The organism is Enterococcus innesii, from assembly GCF_022846515.1.
GTDB classification, from domain to species: Bacteria; Bacillota; Bacilli; order Lactobacillales; family Enterococcaceae; genus Enterococcus_D; species Enterococcus_D innesii.
The window spans coordinates 150,938-171,774 of record NZ_AP025635.1 but is presented as its reverse complement, the minus strand read 5'-3'; the positions used below and the strand labels follow the sequence as shown (position 1 = coordinate 171,774).

Here is a 20,837-nt window from a genome sequence, read left to right as displayed (position 1 = left end):
CTTCGTGCCAACGGTGTTTTATTGAAAAAGATCATTTATCGATGTAACCAAGTCGTCATAGGTTTGACCGGTAGCGATTGCATAAACGGAAAGCAAAAAGACGAGGGCTGCTGCCAACACGTAAAAAATTCGGAGGCGATAACCGTCACCTGTCCGGCGATTTTTTACAAAAGTAAAAATCGTCACAGCTAGATAAGCGAAGGTCAATAAACAAATAAGATACGTAATAATTTCTGGTGTCATGGGCGTTTTCCTTTCTTTTTCTATTTGTATAAAAATATACTCAATAAATATAATATAACCATTTCGAAACCGTCAAAGAAAGCGCTCAATTTTTGACACATAAAAACTGACCGAATGGTAGCCACTGGTCAGTTCTATTCAAAAACGATGGGGTATGATCTTAATTGTCTTTTTTTTCTGCATCTAGTAAGCTTCTTAGTTCATCAGCTAAAGCGATACAGGCAATACTGTCTGTTAAGGACATCAAGGGATTTTCGAGTTGTCCTTGTGCAAGTGCGGTGTGAACTGCTTGAATCTCTGAATGGAAATCATCGATCTCGTACCCAATATCATAGATCGTGTCTTCTTGGTCAATCGTCACGGTAAAAGAAGCGGGGCGATGGAAGTTTGGGACCGTGATTTTCCCTTTTGTTCCTTGTAATTCCGCCACCGTCTCTTTTGTTTGGTCAAATCCGGTCTCAATCACTGCAACAAAGTCTTCACTGACAAAGCGTGCTTCAACGTAGGTATCGACCCCAGTTTCATACAGGCTGTAATCGATCAATTCGGCAGTTAAGTTTTCTGGTGAAAAATCTTGGATAAAGGCTAAGTTATAGATTCCCATATCCAATAAAGCACCTCCTTGTTTTGGCAGATAATGATAAGTACTGCCTTCGACTGGTAAATGGCGGCGAAAAGTAGTCGTGACACTTGTTAGCTCACCGATATGACCACCATCCACAAGTTCTTTTAGTTTGCGATACGCCGGAGTGAAGCGCGGTTTCATAGCTTCCATAAAGAAGACTTCGTGTGCTTGGGCTTGTTTTTGTACGTTGCACATTTCTTGTGCAGTCAAGGTTGCTGGTTTTTCACATAAAACAGCTTTTTTCGCTTGAAAGGCTTTGATGATCCATTCATAGTGATACAAATGCGGCAAAGCAATATAAACGACATCGATAGCTGGATCATCTAATAGGTTTTGGTAGTCATCAAAGACAGCATCACACGGAAATTTTGCTTGAAACGCTTGCGCTTTTTCCATCGTACGACAAGCAACCCCATAAAGTTGGGCATCTTGAAAATTTTCTAAGCTTGCAGCAAAGCGATTGGCGATATTTCCGGCACCAATAATTCCCCAATTGATCATTTCATTTCCCTCTTTTCTTCAGTTGACGGGTATTCTGAGAGAATCCCTGATTCCAAAACAGTTTGTTTTTTTCTTAGTTCAGCAATATTTTTTTGGTATTCTTTGGCATACAGCAATGCGAACAGTGAATCTAAAATATACTCAAAGGCGACCTGCGAAGAAAAGGTACCGACTTTGAGGAAATCACGTTCATCATGAGAAGCGATGATCGCATGGGTCGCTAATGGGATGATTTTTGCATGGGCGTTGCCAGAGATCACGATCACTGGTACCCCGACATCACGAAAGTGCTGCATGATTTTTTCGTATTGCGTATTTTTCCCACGATAGGTAATAAACACGGCACAATCTTTTTTCGTGACGTTCGACGCATTCCACGCATCATCTCCATACTCATCAGCAACGATCAGATACTTATTGATCTTGACCAACTTATTTTGAAAACTTCTTGCCCGGATCTGAGAATCACCACGAGCAAATAAGAAAATCCGCTGCGCAGCTTCCAACGATTGTACCACTGCTTCCATCGTTTCCGGAGCGACCTGAGCATGGGTTTTGTGGATCGAGTTGATCGCTAGATCGGCCATTTTTTTCAAAATGTCAGGTGTTTGATCCTTGGGCGAAAAGGGGAAATTCGCGTCAACAAAGGTTGGGTTGAACATCTGATTATGGGCAATTTCAGCCAGACCTAAGCGAAAACTTTTAAATCCTTCATAACCCATCTTTTTGGCTAGACGAATGACGGAAGAGTGGGATGTATACGTATGCTTGGCGATGACTTCAATCGTCAACGAAGGCACATCATTGATATTTTGCAAAATATAATCGGCAATCCGTTTCTCCGTATTGGTCAATCCTTCTTGAAGCCGTAATTTATCTCCTAATAACATCAAACCACCTCTTTCTAATCATAGCCTAGGACAAAGAAAACCAAAAGCAAAAACTGTGCCTTTTTGGTAATTTGGTAAAAATGTTCAGAAGCACTCAGCAGTTTGCGAAAAAGTCTGGTCAAAAGCACCTGTTTTTGGCAAAAGACTTCCCATTTTGAAGAATTTCATCAATAATCAAGCTATCAATTTATAGGAGGCGTCACAATGTTAACTATCGCATATCTCGGAAATGGGAAAAGCACCAATCGCTACCATCTGCCTTTTTCAACCAAGCTGCAGGATAAGATCAAAGTGAAGACGATCTATTCACCAAGCGGCAAGCTGACCTGGCCAACACTGGAAGGCGTTCATTACACCTCTGACTTAGAGGATATTTACCGTGATCCTGAAATTCAATTAGTTGTGGTCACGACCCCCAGTCATTTGCATTATGAATTAGGCAAGGATATCTTGCTTCATGGGAAAAATGTCTTAATCGAAAAACCTTTTACGGAAACCTCGGCACAAGCAAAGGAATTGTTCGCACTGGCGCAGGAGAAAGGCTTGTTTGTGCAATGCTATCAAAATCGCCGCTTTGATTCTGATTTTTTGACCACGCAAAAAGTGATCGAAAGCGGCGTGCTCGGAGATCTCTTAGAAGTAGAGATGCATTATGATTATTTTCGTCCAGAGGTTCCACGGTCAGTGACCGAATTTTCACTGAATACTAGCTACTTATACGGACACGCTTGTCATACACTGGATCAAGTGATCTCCTATTTTGGGCAACCTGACGATGTCCATTATGAGGTTCGGCAATTGCTTGGGAAAAATCGCATGAACGATTACTTCGATTTGGATCTGTTTTATGGTCGAATGAAAGTCTCAGTCAAATCTAGTTACTTCCGATTAAAAGAGCGGCCTAGTTTTGTCGTTTATGGCGAAAACGGCGTTTTTGTAAAACAAACGAAGGATCGACAAGAAGAGCATCTAAAACAGTTTTATCTCCCAGATCATGCAGATTTTGGGATCGATTTGCCAGAGCACTATGGCACACTAACTTATATGGATGCTAACGGTGACTACCATGAAGAAAAAGTCATCTCTGAAATTGGTGATTATAGCCGTGTGTATGAGGGCGTCTATGAAACGATCATCAATGGCAAAGAGAAAATCGTAAAAGACGAAGAAACAATTTTGCAAATCAAAATGCTAGAAACAGGCATCAATCAAGTGATCACTGAGTCATAAGGCAGAGTGATTACGGGGCTTTTGACAAACAAAGCGCCTGAAGGCATCAACTGACTCAACGTAAAGGAGGAGATACGAATCGAACCTTCAGAAATCCTGCAAGAAGAACAGCAACTGCAGTTTGCTCATTTTGACAATGACCTCGCATTGCGGTTGGTTATTGCCATCGATCAGTACGTTAAAAGGAATTACCCGAAGCCGGTAGGGATCAAAGTTGTTCATCAGGGCTTGCCGATCATTCGATTTTTAATGGCAGGGCGAAAAGAGAGCCCTTGGCTTGAAAGAAAAGAACGAACGGTACTAGAAAGCGGGCATAGTTCACTATACGTCTATGCGCAAAAAGATAGAGATATACAATTTGCTAAATGGGCACAAAACGAACATTATGCAATTTGTGGTGGTGGTTTTCCAATTATCGAAGACAGGAAAGTCACTGGTGCTATCTGTGTGTCAGGTTTGGCCCATTTAGAGGATCATAAAGTGATCACCGAAGTATTGAAACAAATGATTTAAGAAGATAGAAAAGGGGAAGCAAGATGAACTTAGCGATTTTAGGGGCAGGCATGATCGTCCATGATTTTTTGACGGTGGCAGGGGATGTCCCGCAGCTTGAACTGTCCGCTATTTTTGGGACAGAAAATGATTTAGAGAAAATGAATCACTTAAAACAGCAATACAAGATTCAAACCGTCTACACAGAGTTAGGGGCATGTTTGGCGGATCCATCCGTTGACACCGTGTATGTCGCACTGCCCAATCAATTGCATTATTCCTTTGCCAAAGAAGCAATCCTCGCTGGCAAACACGTCATTTGTGAAAAGCCATTTACGTTGCAGACACGAGAATTAGTAGAATTAGCAGAATTGGCTGCTGCCCACAAGGTGCTTTTGATCGAAGCCATCACAAATCAGTACTTAGCCAACTATCAAGGAATAAAAGCGCAGCTTGAAACATTGGGAGAGCTGAAAGTGATTGAATGCAACTATTCGCAGTATTCTTCTCGTTATGATTTATTCAAAGAGGGAACCGTTTTACCTGCATTTAACCCGAAAATGGGTGGTGGGGCATTGATGGATATCAATATCTATAATATTCATTTTGTCGTCGGGCTTTTAGGAAAACCAAAAAGTGTCCGCTATTTTGCTAATGTCGAACAGGGGATCGATACTTCTGGCATGCTGTTTTTAGACTATAAACAAACAAAAGTCGTTTGTATCGGCGCCAAAGATTCGACAGCGACGATTCGTTCAACGATCCAAGGGACGAAAGGATCGATCATCGTCAATGGGCCGACGAATATGCTTGCCAGCTATGACGTTGAACCGGTCCATGGGGCAAAAAGCCATCAGGATCGCAGCGTTCACGGACATCGTATGTTTGAAGAATTTGTCCGTTTTGCACAAGCCATTCACGAAAATGATCAGGCCTTTGTCAAGGAACGTCTTGCCCATAGCAAGCTGGTGATGGAAGTCGTGGAAAAAGCATTGGCAGATGCCCAGATCGTATTAGGATAATCGCATCAATGAGGAAAGACACCAGCTTCTTAGAAAAGTTGCTGGTGTCTTTGTCTGTTGTCTTATTTTTTCTTCTTTAAACTCAATAAGGTTAGTGGGATACCCAAGGTGAGGTAGCCGACAATCGTCATCAAACAGACCACCAGCCAAAAGTTATCTACTGCTAGAAATGCAATCAGGCCATATGCCACCAGAATCGAGAGAAAATAAAAAAGAAAGAGCTGAAAAAAACGTTTAAAACTCACAGTCATTCATTCTCCTTTGTCGTTAAACTGACAAGAAAAGTATACCACATCAAATGCAACTTCAAGGGCTGAATGTGATCTTTCGCAGGAGCCGCTAAAGGCGAATTGTTTTGTCGACTGGCCGTGATTCGCTATACTTGAAGGGAAGAGAAAGCGCAGGAATATTTTTTTAGGAGAAGGAGGAGACAGATGAAAAAGGTGGATGTACTGATTATCGGAGCGGGTCCAGCTGGAACGGCTGCTGCCTATGGGTTAAAAGCCAAAGGTAAGACAGTCGCGATCGTTGAAGCCGATTTATGGGGTGGCACTTGCCCCAATCGCGGGTGCGATCCAAAAAAACTACTGATGCGAGGCGTAGAAGTCAAAACAGAGGCGAAACGTATGCAAGGCAATGGTGTTCAAGGGCAGGTAGCCATTGATTGGCCGGCACTGATGGCGTTTAAGCGCTCGTATACCGATCGGGTGCCAGAGTCAACCAAACAAGGGTTACTAGCAGAAGGGATCACTACTTACTACGGACAAGCCGCTTTTCGTGATGCCCATACGGTCGTCGTGGACGCAGAAGAGATTCAAGCAGAAAAAATAATTATTGCGACAGGACAGCGTCCAGCCGTACTGCCCATCGTCGGCAAGGAGCATTTACAAAGCAGTACTGATTTTCTTTCCTTTGAAAAGATGCCAGCAACGATTGCTTTCATAGGTGCTGGGTATATTACCTTCGAATTGGCAATGATCGCTCAAGCAGCAGGTGCTGAAGTTCATGTGATCCATCATAATGACCAGCCGCTAAAAGGATTTGATGCTGAATTGACCGCAGAAATGGTTCGTTCAATGCAGGACCAAGGCGTTTCGTTCCACTTTAATCAGAACACGCAGCGAATCACGAAAGAACAAAACCACTATACGATCCAGACACAAGCATTGTCTCTACCCGTAGAAGCAGTGATTGGTGCCACGGGACGCAGACCCAATAGCGATCAGCTGCAACTGGAAAAGGCAGGAGTAGAAACGTCAAAACAAGGGATCGTAGTAAATGAGTTTTTGCAGACTAGTCAAAGACACATCTATGCAATCGGGGATGTGCTAGCGAAAAAGCAGCCCAAACTGACGCCTGTTGCCAGCTTTGAAGCCGCCTATCTTGTCGATCATATAGATGACCAGAAAACACCCATCCGCTATCCGCTGATCCCTACGCTGGTTTTTGGTGAGGAAAAACTAGCAAGAATCGGGATCAGTGAGCAAGAGATTGCCGATCATGCCTCAGAGTATCATAGCGAGGTGATAGATCTTTCTTCTTGGTATACCTATCGACGAATCAATGATCAAAATGCAAAAATCAAATTGGTTTATGATACATCTGATACCATCGTTGCTGTCACGATTGTTTCTGCATTGGCCGATGAGTTGATCAACCACTTCGTTTTTGTGTTGGAGAATCAGCTATCGAAAGAAGCGCTGGCCCAAATGATTTTTGCCTACCCAACACCTGCTAGCGATTTGTCCTATTTTCTATAAATAATCAAACAAGCCTGCACTAGTTTCCGCTAGCACAGGCTCTAAATTATTATGTCCGAATTGACTATAGTCTGCCAACCTTAAATGAACCTTAAAGTTGGTCTGGGGATTATTTAAGAAACGGGTTTGTTTCCTAGTAAAAGTAGATTTTCAGGCTTTCTTTGAAAGCCGGCGTACCGCAATGATTAGTACGATCGATGACAAGAAGAGTCCGATCAAATAGATGATGAAAATAAAATCCGGCTCATAATGCCGATAATTGAATATTTTTATCATAAAAAAGAGAAACGGGATCGCTGCAATAAGGGTTGAAACGAAACGTTTCCGCCATTGTATGAAAAACGATCCAATCACTAGAAAAAGACAGAATGGGACCCAGAAGATCAGATGTCCGATAAGTTCGATTTTTCACACCTCCTAGCAAGTAAAATCATCATAACGTTTCTTCCTAAAAAGCAAGCGTGAATGAAAAAATAATCCCATTAGGCACGTATGAAATTATGAGTGGAGTCTTCTGAAAAGTTCACAAGAAATCTGAGAATTTCAAAAGGAAATGAAAATCGAGCGATTAGGAATGTCCCAATAGGTCGAGAAAAAAGCACCTCTTGCAGGATTCAAGTGAAAATGAATGCTACAAGAGGTGCTTTTTCGTAGAAAATCTGGTGCTTTATTCAATTGATAGTAAAGAAATGATTAGGAAGGAACGGCAGTCTTTTTTATGGCAAGATGTTCTTACTATAAAAAAGAGAAATGACCATACCTATGTCCAATAGATCCTTATAATAAAATCCTTTCAGTGGCCCAAAGTGTAAGAAAAATCCGAGAATCATTAATACAAACAGCAGCAGGAAGAGCAGGTTGAAAATGGTCATTAAGCGAAAACTGAAATGCCAATTACTCAAGAAATACTGATATTTCGCTGCTCGGTAAATTTTGTTTTGAATCGGAATTTTCTTGAGTGCAGGAATGGATTCATGATAGGACGTAAATAACTCGTAGTCTTTTTTTGTCAGCACTTCTGAGAATATGTTCGTCCCCGCTTGAAAGTCGAAATAGCCCCAATGGAATTGCTCTTTATCATCTGGCGATTCATGCTTCATCAGCTTTCTTGGCTTGATGGTGAAGGCTTTGATGGTCTCATAGGGGTAACTGAAATAGGTGTTGCTTTCTAGATAGTCGATGATGACCAAAAAAAGCATTCGGGTCTCTGTGAAAACCAACAAACGATTGCCACGGGTGTCATGAAAGATGTCACGGTATGCTTTTGCTTTTTCGGTTGTTGCATAGGCATAGGCGCCAAGCCCTTGATTGGCGAAGGCGAGGTTTCCATCTGGCGTCAAGGGCAGATAGCCAAGAATCGTTTCGTCTTTTGCTAAAAGCGTCCGAAGCTCCTCTAATAGATCTTGCAAGAAAACATATTGTTTGGACAGCTCGAAGGTTGTTGCTTTTTCTTGTTCAGATACTTTTGTCAGTGGTTTATTTTCATTTAAAACTAACTGTTTAAAATCCATCGATAGTCATCCTTTCTTTTAAGCGTTTGCGGCCACGGGAAAGACGATTGTAAATTGCTGAGATATTTAAGTCCGTCTGTTCTGCGATGGTTTCGGGTGATTCCTGATAAAAATAGTAGAGCAGAAAGATCCTTTGATCGAGGGCTTCAAGGTCTTCAATAAAACCCAAAAAGTTTTCCTTTGTCAAAGGTGAATCTTCGATCGCTAGTTCCTGCTCATCAACCGGCTTTTCTTCCAGCGAGCGTTTGTTCAGCTTCCGCTTGTGGTCAATCGCACGACTGCGACTAATCAAAAGCAGCCACGTAATCAAACGACTTCTTTCTGGTTGGTACGCAGCAATCTTTTGCCAAACCTCGTAAAAAACTTCGTTCGCTACATCTTGTCGCTCGCTCACTTCATGCGGTTGCGAGAGGACACTATGAATCGTCCTCAGCATGCTATCACCATAAACCACTAACAGTTCTTCTAAGCCGGCATAGTCTTTCTTTTTGATTCGTTCAATGATTTCTTCATCCTGCACCTTTTTCACCCCTTCACACTATATACGAAGAATTTTTGCCTTTTCTATCAGAAAAAGAAAAAAACCTCTGTTAACGAGGTTTATGTTCTTTGGCCAGAAGATCTGTTGCCAAGCGCTGTGCTAAATACTCCCAAAGAATGCCGCCAAAAAAAGCACCAATCATATAAAGAGTGACTGCTTGCAGCTCCATTGGATTATTTGCTAGCCAGAAAGAAAACAGCGAACCGATGATCAATAAGTAGCTGCCAAAAAGCACTTGCCGCCACGAGCGTTTTTTAACAAACTTGCTAATGTGAAAGGTTGAAAGGATCATCAAGAGAATTTGGATGAATGCCAGCGAAGGCAGAAGTGCAAAGCCAGAAACAACCATTTCCCTCAATTGTTGAATCAAGAAAAAGAAAGCAAAGAGAATCAGCCCGCTTGAGAATGTACTAAGCCGCAAGGAAGATATTTTTTTTCGCATTGGTTTACTCCTTGAAAGGTTTTCTTTATTATAGCAAATTTTTAGTTAAATAATGTAAAAAGATGAACGAGAAAGTCTGTAAAAAAAACTTCTCCTACATGTGCCTACTTTTAGTATACTTGAAAGAAACGAGTGGATGGACTCGATACATGAGGAGGATTTCATGCTAACGATTCTTTTTGCTCCTGCCAAATGGTCCTCAGAAAGCGATGCAGGAGATTGAACACTTTTTAGAAAAAAACAGTTTTCCTACTAAAAAAAAGAGCGATTATCATTGAGATAATCACTCTTTTTTTAATAGAGATCTAATAGCATCAGCAAACCCGGGACCCACGTAGTGAAGATACCGCAAGCAATCGCAAAATAATGAATCTTACGACCAAAGTTTACCTTTACGATTGTGTCTAAAAAGCCGCAAAACCATAATGCTCCCCATGTTAACCAAATCAGTGCAAAAAGGGGATCTTGCTCCCGTCGCCCAGAAACCCAGGCAAATGGCAAGGTATTGATGGCTACGAATAGCGCAAAAATCCCATAAATACGTAGATCTAAATCAAAGAGGTAAATGATCCCTACCAACAAATACGTGAATGCAAAGAGAAAGCCAGTGCCTGCTTCATAATAAGCGCCTTGAAGCATATAGACTAGATTGATAATAAAAGATAACGAACCTGTAAAAAGATTGATTAAAGCAAGTGAGCGATAGTCAATGTGAAGCAAGCTGCCCCAACCATTGATTATCAAGGTGATTCCTACGAAAAATAAGCCAATTCCTAACATAAAATCCTCCTTTAATTAAATTTAGAATAACAAATTCTAAGAAAAAATAATAGCTCTATTTGCTTTTGTGTCAATAAAAATAAAAATAGTCGGTAAATCTGCTATTATTTGCTGTTAAATTTGATAAAATCAATAGCAAAGAGTGTTGCTTGCCGATGCTTTTCTCGATAAGGGGAAAATTTCAGCGTATAATAAGAACTTTTACTCGTTGAAAGAATGGGAAAAGAGACAGCATCAATAGATTTTCAGTGTATTGATCGGACAAAAAGCAGACGAAGCAGTGGTTTATCAGTTTTTACAAATTTGCAGCAGCGAGGACTGCTTCGTGGAAAGGAGGAATTATGCCGAGAAAAGACCGAATTTTACTTTTTATTGACGACTATATGCAAGAACAGGGTTGTGCACCTACCATACGGGAAATCTGTGCCAATGAAGAGATAAAAACAACTTCTTTGGTTTATCGTCATTTATTGCGTCTTGAAAAAAGAGGCCTGATTTACCGAGCTTACCGTTATAAGTCACGCTCGGTACGTTTTACAGATGAAGGGAAGGCCTATGTCAAAGCGTTGCGGCAAGCGCAAGGCAATGAAGAATAAATAAACACCAAAATAAAAAACCTAAGGCTTTTTTATTTTGGTGCACGGTAGCCGGCAGCTTCCGCTTCAGCGATCGTTTTGAACCATTCTTTCGGGTTGGTAGTATCCTCGTAGTATTTAGATCCTGGCAAATGATAGATGCCACTTTTTGACCCTTTAATTAAACCGTTGCCTTGTTCATCGACATATTGTTTCTGTTTCTCATCCGCTTCATTGCTTTTATTGCCGGCAGAAGTCGAAGCTGTGGTTTTTTCACTATTTGAAGCATCCTTCTCCGATTGTGGCATTTCTTCGCTTGAAATCTCGCTGGTACCATCCGCATAGTTGATCGTGACGCCGTCTTGGATGTTAAAGATATAGCAGTTAAATTGGATCGTGTCATCACCAATGGATTTTGCTTGCATCTGGACACCACGAGCAACCAGTTCGTCTTCGCGATAGATCGGAGTGACGGAATATCGGACATAATGCTTTTTATCTTGCTTGAGATAATAGTTGATATCCATTTCTAAGCGCAACATCTCGGGATTGTTCAACTGACTAGTTCCTGTGATCAAATTCTTCCAGTTTGCATTTTCGCCAGCTAAAGCAAACCCAATCAAATGGGTCCGATTATATAAATATTTTCCATTGGGGAGTTGCTTATTACGCCAGCCCGTTGGTTTCACACTAGAGATATCGCCACGCTTTTCCGTTGGCATCAAGGATTGATTCAACATTGCTTCAGCAGAGGTCGCACGATTGAGGTGGTCAAGGTCGCCGTATGCTTCCCAGGCACCATTTTCAAGTGAAAGATCATCTTCTGAAAACTCAGGGATGTTCTGATTGACTTCAATCGTTTGGGTGCCTTGGTACGTTAACTGTGCTAGTTCATCTGCACGAATATCCTTAGCAGAAGTGGCAGTCACCTCTGATGATGGTGTGTTATGGTTTGGGAATAGCTCATTATTTTGTAGGAAACCAAAGCCAACTGCTGCGAGTGCGAGAAGCGCAGTGACCGATCCGATAAATGTTTTTTTCTTTGCCATCTTTTTTTGCCTCTCTTTTCATTGATGTATAGTTAGCATAAACGGGGAGTAAAAAAACTGCAACCCATTCATCATACCATTTGCATGGAGCGTTTTACAGAGCTTTCCTGCTGTTTTTGTTTTTACTCTTGATTGTTTCCAATCAACGCTCCTTACAAAGGGAATATATTCGAATAAAATTTTTCGTCTGCAAGCCATATTTTTCAGGTTTTAAAAAAACTATGTGATATAATGAGTAAAGTTGCTGCTCTATCCCTTTGGTGCTTGTTTTAATAACAGGTATCTCCAGCTGCGGAACGAAATTTCAGCTGTCTAGCAGACAACCTTCAAACGAAAGAAATCCGGACAATTTTCTGAACGATTTCCTTTCTTTCTTTGGACAAAATTATAGGAGAAGGAGTGTATCCCATGAACCAGCAAGAAACTATCTTACATTATTTAAATAAGAAAGACTCTGAAAAATTAAAAAAACTCGTATCAGGAATGGAAGAGCTGCCGCTGTTACAATTGTTCAGTAATTTATCCGCGGATGAAAAAGTGATCGTTTTCCGACTATTACCGAAAGATAAAGCCCTTATCCTATTTGAAGATTTGACACCAGCCACACAACAACACTTGTTACGCTCTTTCACCGATGAGCGAGCAACCGAATTTGTAAACGAAATGGCCCCCGATGTCCGTGTAAGGCTCTTGGATGAGTTGCCAGCCACCGTCACGCAAAAACTTTTACAATCGTTGGCACCTGATGAACGAGCCGCGACAAACCTCTTATTAGGATATGAAGCTGAGACTGCTGGCCGTTTAATGACACCGGAATTCATCACACTGAAAAAAGACATGACAGTCAATCAAGCGTTAGAAAAAGTGCGGATGCAAGCCAAAGAAAAAGAAACGATTTATACGCTTTATGTGACTGACCAAACGAAAACCTTAGAAGGGGTCTTGTCACTGAAAGATCTCTTGATGGCACAAGGGGAGCAACTCATCAGTGAAATCATGTCACGAAAAGTAATCTATGTGACTACTGACACGGACCAAGAAGAAGCGGCACGTTTGCTAAATGAACTAGATATCATTGCGCTACCAGTCGTAGACAAGGAATCACGAATCGTTGGGATCATCACTGTCGATGACGCCATCGATGTCATCGAGCAAGAAACGACGGAAGACATGTTTAATGCCGCAGGTTTAGTCGATGTTGCTTCTAATGAAGCAGACCGTAGTAATGTTCTGATCAACGGCAGCCTTTGGCAAATTTGGAAAGTCCGATTGCCGTTTTTAGTGATCACTTTGGTTGCTGGTCTTTTAGCTGGGGTAGTCATTGATGAATTTGAACAAACATTGGAATCGGTGGCAGCTGTTGCAATCTTTATTCCTTTGATCATGGATATGGGGGGGAACGTTGGAACACAGTCCTCAACTGTTTTTGTTCGCGGGATGTCATTAGGGCATATTGATCTTTCGACCTTCACCCGCCATTTCTTTAAAGAGGTTTGGATTGGCTTGAGTCTAGGTTTGATCGTAGGGATCATCTCCGGCACCGCCGCTTCACTATGGCAAGGGATCCCAATGTTAGGTGTGGCTGTTGGTGTTTCGTTAGTTTTTGCCATGACCTTAGCCGCAGCACTTGGTTTCTTAGTTCCGTTTGTACTTATTAAACTGAACATCGACCAAGCAGCCGGTTCGGCACCCATTATTACCTCAATCAAAGATATTGCCGGCTTGTTTATCTACTTTGTTTCTGTAAATGCTCTCTTGGGACATTTACTTTAGCCATCCGTCCGTTCCGATGGTATAATAAAGCGACATCACATGATGAGCACAAAATAGAAAGGGGAAATGTCTTATGACAAATCAAATGAAGCATCATCAACTCGGAGGTTTCTCTTTTTAAGTGCGGCCTCCTAACTAACTGGAGGGAAATCATGGAAAAACAAGGAATTGTGGTCTTTCAGGCCAAAGATATCGCAAAAGTCCGCTTGACTACAGGAGAAGAATGTTTAGCAACAGTTACAGGAAAATTTCGCCAGCAGGCACTAGCACCCAAGGATTATCCTATTGTTGGTGATTTTGTACAAGGGCAGGTGTATGATCAAGATCATTTCTTGATTGATGCTTTGCTCCCACGAAAGAGTTTTTTACAACGAAAAGTAGCCGGAAATCGGACGGATGAACAAGGGATCGCGGCGAATATCGACACGGTTTTTATTGCAACTAGCGCCAATGAAGAATTCAATTTCGCTCGGTTAGAGCGCTTTGTCACGATCGCTTGGGACAGCGGGGCTAATCCGGTGATTCTCTTGACCAAAGCCGATCAAGTCACAGCTGATGAAAAAGCAGAGCTGCTGCAAGCCTTAAACGATGCATTTGGTGTGAAAACATTTACTACGTCCATTTTTGAACCAAACGAATTGCTGATGGAAACGTATTTTTCTGACGGACAGATCAGCGCATTTATCGGTTCATCTGGGGTCGGGAAGTCCAGCTTATTAAATCAGCTTATGGCGCAAGACGTTCAAAAAACCAATGACATACGAGAGGATAGTCGAGGACGACACACGACGACGAGTCGTCAGTTATTCACTTTGCCCTCTGGCGCAATGATCATCGATACTCCTGGTATGCGGGAAGTTGGCATCAGTACCGTCCGCTCAGCTTCGATCGACCAATCCTTTGAAGCGATCAGCCAGTATGCTGAAGGTTGTTTCTTCCGAGACTGTCGTCATGAAACAGAACCGAAGTGCGCGGTCAAAGCAGCCATTGCTGCCGGTGAGCTTTCAGAAGACGCCTTCGCCCGCTACCGTAAAATGGAAAAAGAACTGGCGTATTTGAAGCGAAAAGAACAGATCAAAGAATTGAAAAAGTAACAATGAGCACTCCTTTCATTTGGGAGTGCTTTTTTGTGCGTTTCTAGAGAGTCTGGTTAAGTGGAGAAGAAGAGAGCCATAGACAATGTCCTTATGTTTTCACGAAAAAGTCGGCCAATTCCAAAGGGCACTACATGCTAAGTGGTTGAACTAAGCTAAGGTTGCCTAGCTGGTTACAAGCTGTCGTCAAGAAGCGCAGCATAAAAAACACAGTGGGGTGATTTCCCACTGTGTTTTGAGCAATGATTTGCCCCTGCCAAGGTACTTTCCAGTATAAAGGGTTGATCTGCAAATGACAACTTGAAAAAAGAGGGGGTCATTCGACAGAGCGCAAAATTTTCGTCATGGCTTTTCCTTTCGCCAGTTCATCAATTAGTTTATCTAGATAACGAATTTCTTGAACCATTGGCTCTTCGATCTCTTCTATCCGAATCCCACAAATGACACCAGTGATCTGTTTTCGCGCTGGATTGAGCTGTGGGGCTTGACTAAAAAAGGTTTCAAAAGAAAGCTCCTCATTCATCTGTTGCAGCGTTTCTTGGTCATAACCAGTTAGCCACGTAATAATCTGATCCACTTCTTCTTTTGTTCGATTTTTCCGCTCTGCTTTGGCAATATATAGGGGATAGACTTTCGCGAAACTCATTTGGGTGATCTTTTGATTTTTCATGATATGCTCCTTTAGTCTTTACACAAAGTATACTTTATTTTCTTCGTTTTGCCGAGATTTTCGACACTTGTTGTGTGCCAAAAATAGGCGAGGGGACTAAAGAATGATCTTTTCTTCTTGTTCACGAAACCCTAGTACTTTTTGACGTGACTCGCCATCCCAATAGAGCAAGTCCAAATTCTTATGCAGCATTAGCTGTGTATATAATTCTTTCAGCGTCAGAGCAGGCTTTTTTGGTTCGAAAAATAAAATCAATTGGTTATGGCTATCTTGAGCGATCGTCGTAAAAGGAATCAGGTTTTCTTTGTACGTTAAATAAATTCCTTGGTAATCCGCTGCACTCGATGACGTTGTCAGTGCTGTTAAGAGGTCTCTTGCTCTCATAATGAACCCGCCTTTACTGTTTTTTGTCGATAGGCATCGATATCCAACATGATTTTTGTTTTGCCGTACACCGTATACTTTTGCACCACGAATTGGTGGCGCTTATTCCAATAGCCACCTACAGTTAGAAACATGCCGTCATCAACATCCCCTAAAAAGTTCAAACTGTGTTTCGCAATCAAACAGTTGGTGGTACCTAGTGTAAAGCGGACCAAAGGGGAGGGGGCAAAGGAAACGATCCTTATTTTTGAGACAGTGCCTTTTTGTGTTTGCATCAGGTGTTCCTCCTTTAGTAAGTAGTAAAAAGCGGCATCATTCGTTGAGATCAAACCATTTTTTCTCTTCATAAAAAGCAACATGACGAATCTCATCATAATGGATTTTTTCTGTTGTTTCTCCCGTCAAGTAAATACCTAATGGATCATAACCACTGATTTTCCCGATAATATCTGGAGGATAGCCGCCTTCTTCATTGACTTCTTCTCGTTGGATCGCCACAGTTAGGTTCTTTTTCATGGCTTCAAATAAACACTGATTGATTTCTTCCGTTGTGAGTGACGGCTTAGGTGGACAATCAAATTTACGTGTCGGCTCTTCTTCAATTTCAGTTGTATGCTCAGATAAAAAGAATCCTTGCCACTTTAGCTTTTTTCGATCTTCATATGGTTGCAGCATACCCATAGCAATCACCTCTTATCTATATAATACAAACATACGTTCTCATTTGTAAAGCGAACAGATTTTTAAATTTCTGATTCTTCTATGGAACCCTTGCAAAGCCCAGCAGATAAGGAAGTAAAGGTAGGTCGTTTTTTTATACTATATCTGCTATAATTCACTCGAATGCAACAATCAACTTTTAAGAAAAGCAGCTGGGGAGAAGGGAATATGATGTCTGGATTAGTGGTGGTCATACTTACAATATACCTTGCAAATAGACAGGATAAAGAACAGTGGCTTTTTGATCGCAAGCGATTGACTATTCTGGCGCTTATGTTTATGATCGTCGGCATAAGTTGGGGCTTAAATGATAAAATAATGAAGGATCCTCTTAACCAAAATATCAGCAGCGATTTACTGTTTAATTATTCGTTCCCCTTATTGATATGTATGCTGGGTTTATTTATCAAAGAAATCCCACGGTGGGGACGGATCGTGACTTCGTCGTTTGGCTTTATGATTTTCGGGTATTTAGCTCTGCACTATTTGATAGGGTTTCACAACCCGTATTAGGAAAATCTACAGCTACGTCCATTGTATTGGCTATCAATTGGTCAATCAAACACAAAGCAAATTCAATACGTAATAGGATACATTCTGTTCCGTACTTGTTGCAGCTAATGGGCAGCAACAATTGGTTTTCTGTTTTTAATTTTGAATTTGTATCAGCTGATAAAGAGGTTTAGAAAGGAGAAGGGGCGTTGAATCGTTAGAATAATTGCTTTTGGATCAATCCGAACCTTATGTATTTTATCCTAACTAGCGGCACTTTAAAGCAAAATCCATTCACTAGCCATCGAAAAGCTAGTGGACAGCAGCAGGTTTGATCTTATTGGCAAATGATTCTATTTTTCCAAAGAATGATCAACGGCGCTTTATTCAGACTTTTTTAGCAAAATATGGACGTTTATGATGACCTATGAACATTACAATTATATGAAATAACAAAAGTACCCAATTTATCTACATGACTTTAGGGTTCTTTTTTATCAAATCATGTAATAGATATGTGTTAGCAGTTGCAACGTCTAAGCACCTGTATAAGAACTTTGAAACGGATTGGCTATATATGAATAAAGTTCTAGGTAAAAGCTCAAAGATTTTCAAAATGATTATAGCATACAATCAAACCGATTGGTTCGTGAATCAAGGCTGATAGCTTGAATCTGTATTTGCTGAGATAAAAAAGACGAATCCGCAAGTAACTTGCTACAAGACAGTTATCAATCTGTTGAGCAGCAAATCAAAAAAAGAATAAAAAAACTTGTATAATAAGAAATTCTTGGTTTTAGTTGAATATCAGGTGAATTAATGACAATTTACTAATAAAAGTTATTCGGAGGGAGGTAAAATGATGCAGAATTGATATGAGCTGTCTAGAATGGCACGAACTCTTTTTCAGATACATCTTTGTATAATATATATTATGTAAACTAGAATATAAAATTTTTCGAACACCGTATTTAACTGGTAATTTTACGACTCTCCTCCCTCTTATTCATGATTATTTCCTTCAAATTCAGCGAATTGGCAGCATAATAAAAATAAATGCTCATTTGAGCGATAGTTTTTTGATTTTTGTTTCTTCTACGAGGGAAACGAAATGCAACGTTTATATTTAATCTTGTTGATCCTTGAATCTTTGAATTCAAACTTTGTTTGCAGCTGCTGGCCAATCTCAATGAATCACTCAATGAATCGTTGTTCACGATCTTATCAGAAATGACTCGTAATGATTCGTACATAACCCAGCAAATTTGTTCTAACTATATAGCCTATGGGAATCTTGATCACAGATAAACCAGCAACGATAAACAAGAAAAGTTTCGTTGCGTTCAGTTTTCACCTAACGGATCAGATTCCCATAGCGAGTCCTAATCAAGGGATCACAGTCATTTAAGTACAATTTCTTCCTATTGCCGCCGATAATGTAATGACAGCTACGAAAAGTTTCAAACTATGTAATACAGGATCGCCAAAAGAACAATGATCGAAACGACCAAAACAAATGCTAGTTGATTTAAACGTTGAATAAGCAGGTTTTTCTTGTTTTTTTCAGATTTTTTTACTTCGTTTCGATAATATTCTCTATCTTTTGTTCCCATAAGTGCCAACTCCTTTTCCCTGATTTTATCGCTATCCTGAAATCATATGGTGCAATCAAGGCAATTTGTACGATTAACTAAAGTGGCAGGATCTGACTGAGAACCTACAATCGTATCTTATAGAAACTAAATAAGTCGACTGACGAGCTCCAAGTGATTCATAACGGCAGCTTTTCGGATAACCCCCATGCCTGGAAATGAGCCTTGCTGATAAGCAGCAACTAATAGCTGTAGCCCAGCGGTTTGGGTAGGATGTTGCTCTTCGTGCTGCAATAAAGCCTCCATGACTTGGAAAAACTTTTCTTTCTGGTTTGGTAATTCTTCCTCAGAAAATAAGTGAGCGATACGCAATGCTTGCTCAGTTGTTGGATAAATCCAATGCAAAACCAACCGCTTTGAAGGATAACTGTGCTCATAATAAATTTTGCTATCGACAGAAAAATCACTAAAACCCGCGTAGCCCAATTTTTGATAACTGTGATGGGCATTTGAAAATCCTTCGTCCAAACATTCTGTATAGAAACTATTTTTGGGTAAACGGGTAAACGAATCTTCCATCAGTAGCTTGGGACCGTTGATTTTATTTAACAATCGAAATTCTTTACCTACCAACACCGGCAGCGTATTTTCCCGCCAATCACTAGCGAGTGCTTGATCCGATTGATGAACAATCCAAAGGTCAGGCTTTTCTTCCACTGTTTCAATGGGACGATCCACGATCATTGCTTTAGGGGCAGCAACATTTTGTAACTCTGATAACCCTTCTGCCGTCAGAAAAGCCCCTGCCTGGGGATTGCGAATCAAATAAAAAGGATGTTGTTTCTTTTGAAATAATTCGATGGTTGTCCAGAACGTTTTTGATTGCTTGACTGGTTCAATGATCGGCTGGATCGCTTCTGATAAGCGATCTTGTTCCAATAAAGCTTTTAATGCCAACAAATCAAATTGTTTGCCACGAATATATGGGAAGTACATCTGCTTCTCTCCTTCTTACTCGCCTGATAAAAAACGTTTTTCCAGCGCTTCATAGGCTGCTCTGGTAGCGTCCAATTCTTCCTTCAATGCTTCGATCGCTTGTAGCTGAGTGTCTTCGATAAATCGATCGTAGTAATTCACTCCACCACCGAACAAGTCATACTCAGGCTGACGTTTCTTCAGTTCTTGGTACAAACGTTCTGTTGAAAATACCCGCAATCCTCGAGCAGTCTGTTTTGCTTTGCCGACTTCTCGCGCTTGTGCCGAAATCAACCGAAACAATAAGGCTTTTTCTGGAACCTGCAGCTCTTGCCGTTGGGGTTTCTTTTCGACACTGAAATACCCTTTGCTGCCCGTTTCTTTTTCAAGAAACGCATGATAGACCAAGACACCAATTGTAGGAGCAATCTGATCTTTGACTTTTTCATACAATGCCTTGGGTAAGACAAAATAATTATAATTCCCAATAAAGGATAGTTTTGCTTTTGAGCGAAAATCTGCCAAACTGACTTTTAGTTCATAGCAACGCCATTCAAAGGTGTTTTCTGCCGTCAAGCGACAACTTAAGGTATCCACGATGCCATGATCGTCCGGCATGACTACCTCTTCTACCACAATATCACTGTTTTCACGACAATAATAATAAAGTGCCTCTTCCATTTCTAAAGTTAAGGATGTCTTCACAATTTCACGACCTTTGTCTTGTTTCACTTATTATAAAACATATGTTCGCATTTTGGAAGAGGGAAATAAAGGCAGCCTATTCCCTCACCCATTCGGGCATCCGTTAACGAGAATCTCTTCAACCGTCTTCTTTGTACCGCGGAAACGTAACACGACAAGCAACAAGAGCACACTAAGTTGAACTAGGAATAGACGCTTAAAAGGAAGCTCAAATGTAAAGCCTGCCGGAAGATGAAAGAACCCGAAAAAATCATGCAGTGCTTTTTGACTAAGCCACAAACCACTGACAAATCCCATTAAATAAATGACGGTGCTTTGTATGGTGATAAAGACAAGTTCTTCCAACGTGACCAGTAAAGGTGTTTGTCCAATAATAAACGTATATGCAGGGATTGCTCTTCCTCACCGATCAAGTGATAATGATACATGTGGTTACACTGCCACAAAAAAGCACTGATCAAGCCCAATGTTAACATTCCTAACGCAACGCGCAACAATTGCAAGAAGAAAATCCAACTGGCATAGGTGAGATCCGTCTGGATTTCGCTGTTATTTGATTCATACTGCAACCAGTCATGAAAAAACAACAGCCAATTTTCTGCAAAGATGGTAAGAATCAGCAAGAAAACAGCCAATAAACCACTCATTAGTAAACTGCGTCTGCGAAGAGCTGCGTGCCAGCCAAACTGGTAAGGATAGAAATAACGCCATTTGTCCATAGTACTCCTCCTTTTGGCATCTATTTTACAGAATTTTCCGAATTTAGACAAA

25 protein-coding genes are annotated in these 20,837 nt (G+C 40.9%); 8 read left to right on the top strand and 17 right to left on the bottom strand.

The annotated features are described in order from the left end of the window. Positions 1-18 precede the first annotated feature (18 nt). From ENLAB_RS00860 to ENLAB_RS00850, 3 genes are all read right to left on the bottom strand, one after another. Entirely contained in the window at positions 19-243 is a 225-nt protein-coding gene (locus tag ENLAB_RS00860; protein WP_005235901.1) for a hypothetical protein, read from the bottom strand. A 160-nt stretch (positions 244-403) separates the two neighbouring features. Beyond that, positions 404-1,369, bottom strand: coding sequence for a Gfo/Idh/MocA family protein (locus tag ENLAB_RS00855; RefSeq protein WP_244352218.1), 966 nt, complete (start codon positions 1,367-1,369; stop codon positions 404-406). Continuing rightward, positions 1,366-2,259 (bottom strand): MurR/RpiR family transcriptional regulator, encoded by an 894-nt coding sequence (locus ENLAB_RS00850; RefSeq protein ID WP_223079742.1) that lies wholly within the window; start codon positions 2,257-2,259, stop codon positions 1,366-1,368. Before ENLAB_RS00850 ends, ENLAB_RS00855 begins: the two co-directional genes overlap by 4 nt. A 204-nt stretch (positions 2,260-2,463) precedes the next feature. Here ENLAB_RS00850 and ENLAB_RS00845 point away from each other — a divergent pair, with 204 nt between their 5' ends. The 3 genes from ENLAB_RS00845 (at position 2,464) to ENLAB_RS00835 (ending at position 5,003) form a co-directional block, all read left to right on the top strand. Beyond that, positions 2,464-3,489 (top strand): Gfo/Idh/MocA family oxidoreductase, encoded by a 1,026-nt coding sequence (locus ENLAB_RS00845; RefSeq protein WP_244352216.1) that lies wholly within the window; start codon positions 2,464-2,466, stop codon positions 3,487-3,489. A 72-nt stretch (positions 3,490-3,561) separates the two neighbouring features. Next, positions 3,562-4,002: a heme-binding protein gene (locus ENLAB_RS00840; protein ID WP_369522131.1), complete on the top strand. Its 441-nt coding sequence runs from the start codon at positions 3,562-3,564 to the stop codon at positions 4,000-4,002. A gap of 23 nt (positions 4,003-4,025) precedes the next feature. Then, entirely contained in the window at positions 4,026-5,003 is a 978-nt protein-coding gene (locus tag ENLAB_RS00835) for a Gfo/Idh/MocA family protein (RefSeq protein WP_244352212.1), read from the top strand. A gap of 62 nt (positions 5,004-5,065) precedes the next feature. On the opposite strand, the gene ENLAB_RS00830 is transcribed toward ENLAB_RS00835, so the two are convergent. Further along, entirely contained in the window at positions 5,066-5,254 is a 189-nt protein-coding gene (locus ENLAB_RS00830) for a hypothetical protein (RefSeq protein ID WP_005226063.1), read from the bottom strand. Positions 5,255-5,437: 183 nt separating this feature from the next. Between ENLAB_RS00830 and ENLAB_RS00825 the strand changes: the two genes are divergently transcribed. Then, positions 5,438-6,763 (top strand): dihydrolipoyl dehydrogenase family protein, encoded by a 1,326-nt coding sequence (locus tag ENLAB_RS00825; RefSeq protein ID WP_244352210.1) that lies wholly within the window; start codon positions 5,438-5,440, stop codon positions 6,761-6,763. A 716-nt stretch (positions 6,764-7,479) separates the two neighbouring features. Here the strand turns inward: ENLAB_RS00825 and ENLAB_RS00820 are convergent. The 4 genes from ENLAB_RS00820 to ENLAB_RS00805 form a co-directional block, all read right to left on the bottom strand. Beyond that, on the bottom strand, positions 7,480-8,274 hold the full coding sequence (locus tag ENLAB_RS00820) for a hypothetical protein (RefSeq protein WP_140965631.1): 795 nt from the start codon (positions 8,272-8,274) through the stop codon (positions 7,480-7,482). Then, the gene (locus ENLAB_RS00815; protein WP_369522124.1) at positions 8,264-8,803 is read right to left on the bottom strand and encodes a sigma-70 family RNA polymerase sigma factor; all 540 of its coding nucleotides are present in this window, start codon (positions 8,801-8,803) and stop codon (positions 8,264-8,266) included. The genes ENLAB_RS00820 and ENLAB_RS00815 overlap by 11 nt, the downstream gene beginning before the upstream one ends. Before the next feature lie 61 nt (positions 8,804-8,864). Further along, positions 8,865-9,257, bottom strand: coding sequence for a hypothetical protein (locus ENLAB_RS00810; protein WP_244352207.1), 393 nt, complete (start codon positions 9,255-9,257; stop codon positions 8,865-8,867). A 294-nt stretch (positions 9,258-9,551) separates the two neighbouring features. Beyond that, on the bottom strand, positions 9,552-10,037 hold the full coding sequence (locus ENLAB_RS00805) for an AmiS/UreI family transporter (RefSeq protein ID WP_244352205.1): 486 nt from the start codon (positions 10,035-10,037) through the stop codon (positions 9,552-9,554). A gap of 341 nt (positions 10,038-10,378) precedes the next feature. On the opposite strand from ENLAB_RS00805, the gene ENLAB_RS00800 reads away from it, so the two are divergent. Continuing rightward, positions 10,379-10,633, top strand: a complete 255-nt coding sequence (locus tag ENLAB_RS00800; protein ID WP_077453350.1) for a LexA family protein — start codon at positions 10,379-10,381, stop codon at positions 10,631-10,633. Between the two features lie 32 nt (positions 10,634-10,665). Here ENLAB_RS00800 and ENLAB_RS00795 read toward each other — a convergent pair whose 3' ends face one another. Further along, a complete protein-coding gene (locus tag ENLAB_RS00795; protein ID WP_244352203.1) occupies positions 10,666-11,661 on the bottom strand; it encodes a DNA/RNA non-specific endonuclease in 996 nt (331 codons plus the stop codon). Between the two features lie 408 nt (positions 11,662-12,069). Here ENLAB_RS00795 and mgtE point away from each other — a divergent pair, with 408 nt between their 5' ends. Both mgtE and rsgA read left to right on the top strand, forming a co-directional pair. Then, positions 12,070-13,434 carry a magnesium transporter gene (gene mgtE / locus ENLAB_RS00790; RefSeq protein ID WP_142425474.1) on the top strand — a complete coding sequence of 455 codons (1,365 nt, stop codon included), beginning with the start codon at positions 12,070-12,072 and terminating at the stop codon, positions 13,432-13,434. 152 nt (positions 13,435-13,586) lie between these two features. Next, the gene (rsgA, locus tag ENLAB_RS00785) at positions 13,587-14,528 is read left to right on the top strand and encodes a ribosome small subunit-dependent GTPase A (protein WP_244352201.1); all 942 of its coding nucleotides are present in this window, start codon (positions 13,587-13,589) and stop codon (positions 14,526-14,528) included. A 316-nt stretch (positions 14,529-14,844) separates the two neighbouring features. On the opposite strand, the gene ENLAB_RS00780 is transcribed toward rsgA, so the two are convergent. The 4 genes from ENLAB_RS00780 to ENLAB_RS00765 form a co-directional block, all read right to left on the bottom strand. Next, positions 14,845-15,198, bottom strand: coding sequence for a DUF2200 domain-containing protein (locus ENLAB_RS00780; RefSeq protein ID WP_142425476.1), 354 nt, complete (start codon positions 15,196-15,198; stop codon positions 14,845-14,847). Between the two features lie 96 nt (positions 15,199-15,294). Next, complete coding sequence (locus ENLAB_RS00775; RefSeq protein WP_005226077.1) at positions 15,295-15,582, bottom strand: hypothetical protein; 288 nt, start codon at positions 15,580-15,582, stop codon at positions 15,295-15,297. Next, on the bottom strand, positions 15,579-15,857 hold the full coding sequence (locus tag ENLAB_RS00770; RefSeq protein WP_077453357.1) for a hypothetical protein: 279 nt from the start codon (positions 15,855-15,857) through the stop codon (positions 15,579-15,581). The genes ENLAB_RS00775 and ENLAB_RS00770 overlap by 4 nt, the downstream gene beginning before the upstream one ends. A gap of 37 nt (positions 15,858-15,894) precedes the next feature. Further along, positions 15,895-16,263, bottom strand: a complete 369-nt coding sequence (locus ENLAB_RS00765; protein WP_016611785.1) for a hypothetical protein — start codon at positions 16,261-16,263, stop codon at positions 15,895-15,897. Positions 16,264-16,473: 210 nt separating this feature from the next. Here ENLAB_RS00765 and ENLAB_RS00760 point away from each other — a divergent pair, with 210 nt between their 5' ends. Next, a complete protein-coding gene (locus ENLAB_RS00760; protein ID WP_244352199.1) occupies positions 16,474-16,815 on the top strand; it encodes a hypothetical protein in 342 nt (113 codons plus the stop codon). A 1,439-nt stretch (positions 16,816-18,254) separates the two neighbouring features. On the opposite strand, the gene ENLAB_RS00755 is transcribed toward ENLAB_RS00760, so the two are convergent. The 4 genes from ENLAB_RS00755 to ENLAB_RS00740 form a co-directional block, all read right to left on the bottom strand. After that, complete coding sequence (locus tag ENLAB_RS00755; protein ID WP_189372271.1) at positions 18,255-18,407, bottom strand: hypothetical protein; 153 nt, start codon at positions 18,405-18,407, stop codon at positions 18,255-18,257. Positions 18,408-18,533: 126 nt separating this feature from the next. Then, positions 18,534-19,382 (bottom strand): sce7725 family protein, encoded by an 849-nt coding sequence (locus ENLAB_RS00750; protein WP_244352197.1) that lies wholly within the window; start codon positions 19,380-19,382, stop codon positions 18,534-18,536. A 15-nt stretch (positions 19,383-19,397) separates the two neighbouring features. Further along, entirely contained in the window at positions 19,398-20,066 is a 669-nt protein-coding gene (locus ENLAB_RS00745) for a hypothetical protein (protein ID WP_142424881.1), read from the bottom strand. Between the two features lie 296 nt (positions 20,067-20,362). Beyond that, positions 20,363-20,785 (bottom strand): hypothetical protein, encoded by a 423-nt coding sequence (locus ENLAB_RS00740; RefSeq protein WP_244352194.1) that lies wholly within the window; start codon positions 20,783-20,785, stop codon positions 20,363-20,365. Positions 20,786-20,837: the final 52 nt, after the last annotated feature.

Excerpts from the sequence above, each read along its gene's own strand:
- ENLAB_RS00860 (WP_005235901.1), bottom strand. The coding sequence starts at position 243 with ATGACACCAGAAATTATTACGTATCTTATTTGTTTATTGACCTTCGCT.
- ENLAB_RS00855 (WP_244352218.1), bottom strand. The coding sequence starts at position 1,369 with ATGATCAATTGGGGAATTATTGGTGCCGGAAATATCGCCAATCGCTTT.
- ENLAB_RS00850 (WP_223079742.1), bottom strand. The coding sequence starts at position 2,259 with ATGTTATTAGGAGATAAATTACGGCTTCAAGAAGGATTGACCAATACG.
- ENLAB_RS00845 (WP_244352216.1), top strand. The coding sequence starts at position 2,464 with ATGTTAACTATCGCATATCTCGGAAATGGGAAAAGCACCAATCGCTAC.
- ENLAB_RS00835 (WP_244352212.1), top strand. The coding sequence starts at position 4,026 with ATGAACTTAGCGATTTTAGGGGCAGGCATGATCGTCCATGATTTTTTG.
- ENLAB_RS00830 (WP_005226063.1), bottom strand. The coding sequence starts at position 5,254 with ATGACTGTGAGTTTTAAACGTTTTTTTCAGCTCTTTCTTTTTTATTTT.
- ENLAB_RS00825 (WP_244352210.1), top strand. The coding sequence starts at position 5,438 with ATGAAAAAGGTGGATGTACTGATTATCGGAGCGGGTCCAGCTGGAACG.
- ENLAB_RS00820 (WP_140965631.1), bottom strand. The coding sequence starts at position 8,274 with ATGGATTTTAAACAGTTAGTTTTAAATGAAAATAAACCACTGACAAAA.
- ENLAB_RS00810 (WP_244352207.1), bottom strand. The coding sequence starts at position 9,257 with ATGCGAAAAAAAATATCTTCCTTGCGGCTTAGTACATTCTCAAGCGGG.
- ENLAB_RS00805 (WP_244352205.1), bottom strand. The coding sequence starts at position 10,037 with ATGTTAGGAATTGGCTTATTTTTCGTAGGAATCACCTTGATAATCAAT.
- ENLAB_RS00800 (WP_077453350.1), top strand. The coding sequence starts at position 10,379 with ATGCCGAGAAAAGACCGAATTTTACTTTTTATTGACGACTATATGCAA.
- ENLAB_RS00795 (WP_244352203.1), bottom strand. The coding sequence starts at position 11,661 with ATGGCAAAGAAAAAAACATTTATCGGATCGGTCACTGCGCTTCTCGCA.
- mgtE (WP_142425474.1), top strand. The coding sequence starts at position 12,070 with ATGAACCAGCAAGAAACTATCTTACATTATTTAAATAAGAAAGACTCT.
- rsgA (WP_244352201.1), top strand. The coding sequence starts at position 13,587 with ATGGAAAAACAAGGAATTGTGGTCTTTCAGGCCAAAGATATCGCAAAA.
- ENLAB_RS00780 (WP_142425476.1), bottom strand. The coding sequence starts at position 15,198 with ATGAAAAATCAAAAGATCACCCAAATGAGTTTCGCGAAAGTCTATCCC.
- ENLAB_RS00775 (WP_005226077.1), bottom strand. The coding sequence starts at position 15,582 with ATGAGAGCAAGAGACCTCTTAACAGCACTGACAACGTCATCGAGTGCA.
- ENLAB_RS00770 (WP_077453357.1), bottom strand. The coding sequence starts at position 15,857 with ATGCAAACACAAAAAGGCACTGTCTCAAAAATAAGGATCGTTTCCTTT.
- ENLAB_RS00765 (WP_016611785.1), bottom strand. The coding sequence starts at position 16,263 with ATGGGTATGCTGCAACCATATGAAGATCGAAAAAAGCTAAAGTGGCAA.
- ENLAB_RS00760 (WP_244352199.1), top strand. The coding sequence starts at position 16,474 with ATGTCTGGATTAGTGGTGGTCATACTTACAATATACCTTGCAAATAGA.
- ENLAB_RS00755 (WP_189372271.1), bottom strand. The coding sequence starts at position 18,407 with ATGGGAACAAAAGATAGAGAATATTATCGAAACGAAGTAAAAAAATCT.
- ENLAB_RS00750 (WP_244352197.1), bottom strand. The coding sequence starts at position 19,382 with ATGTACTTCCCATATATTCGTGGCAAACAATTTGATTTGTTGGCATTA.
- ENLAB_RS00740 (WP_244352194.1), bottom strand. The coding sequence starts at position 20,785 with ATGGACAAATGGCGTTATTTCTATCCTTACCAGTTTGGCTGGCACGCA.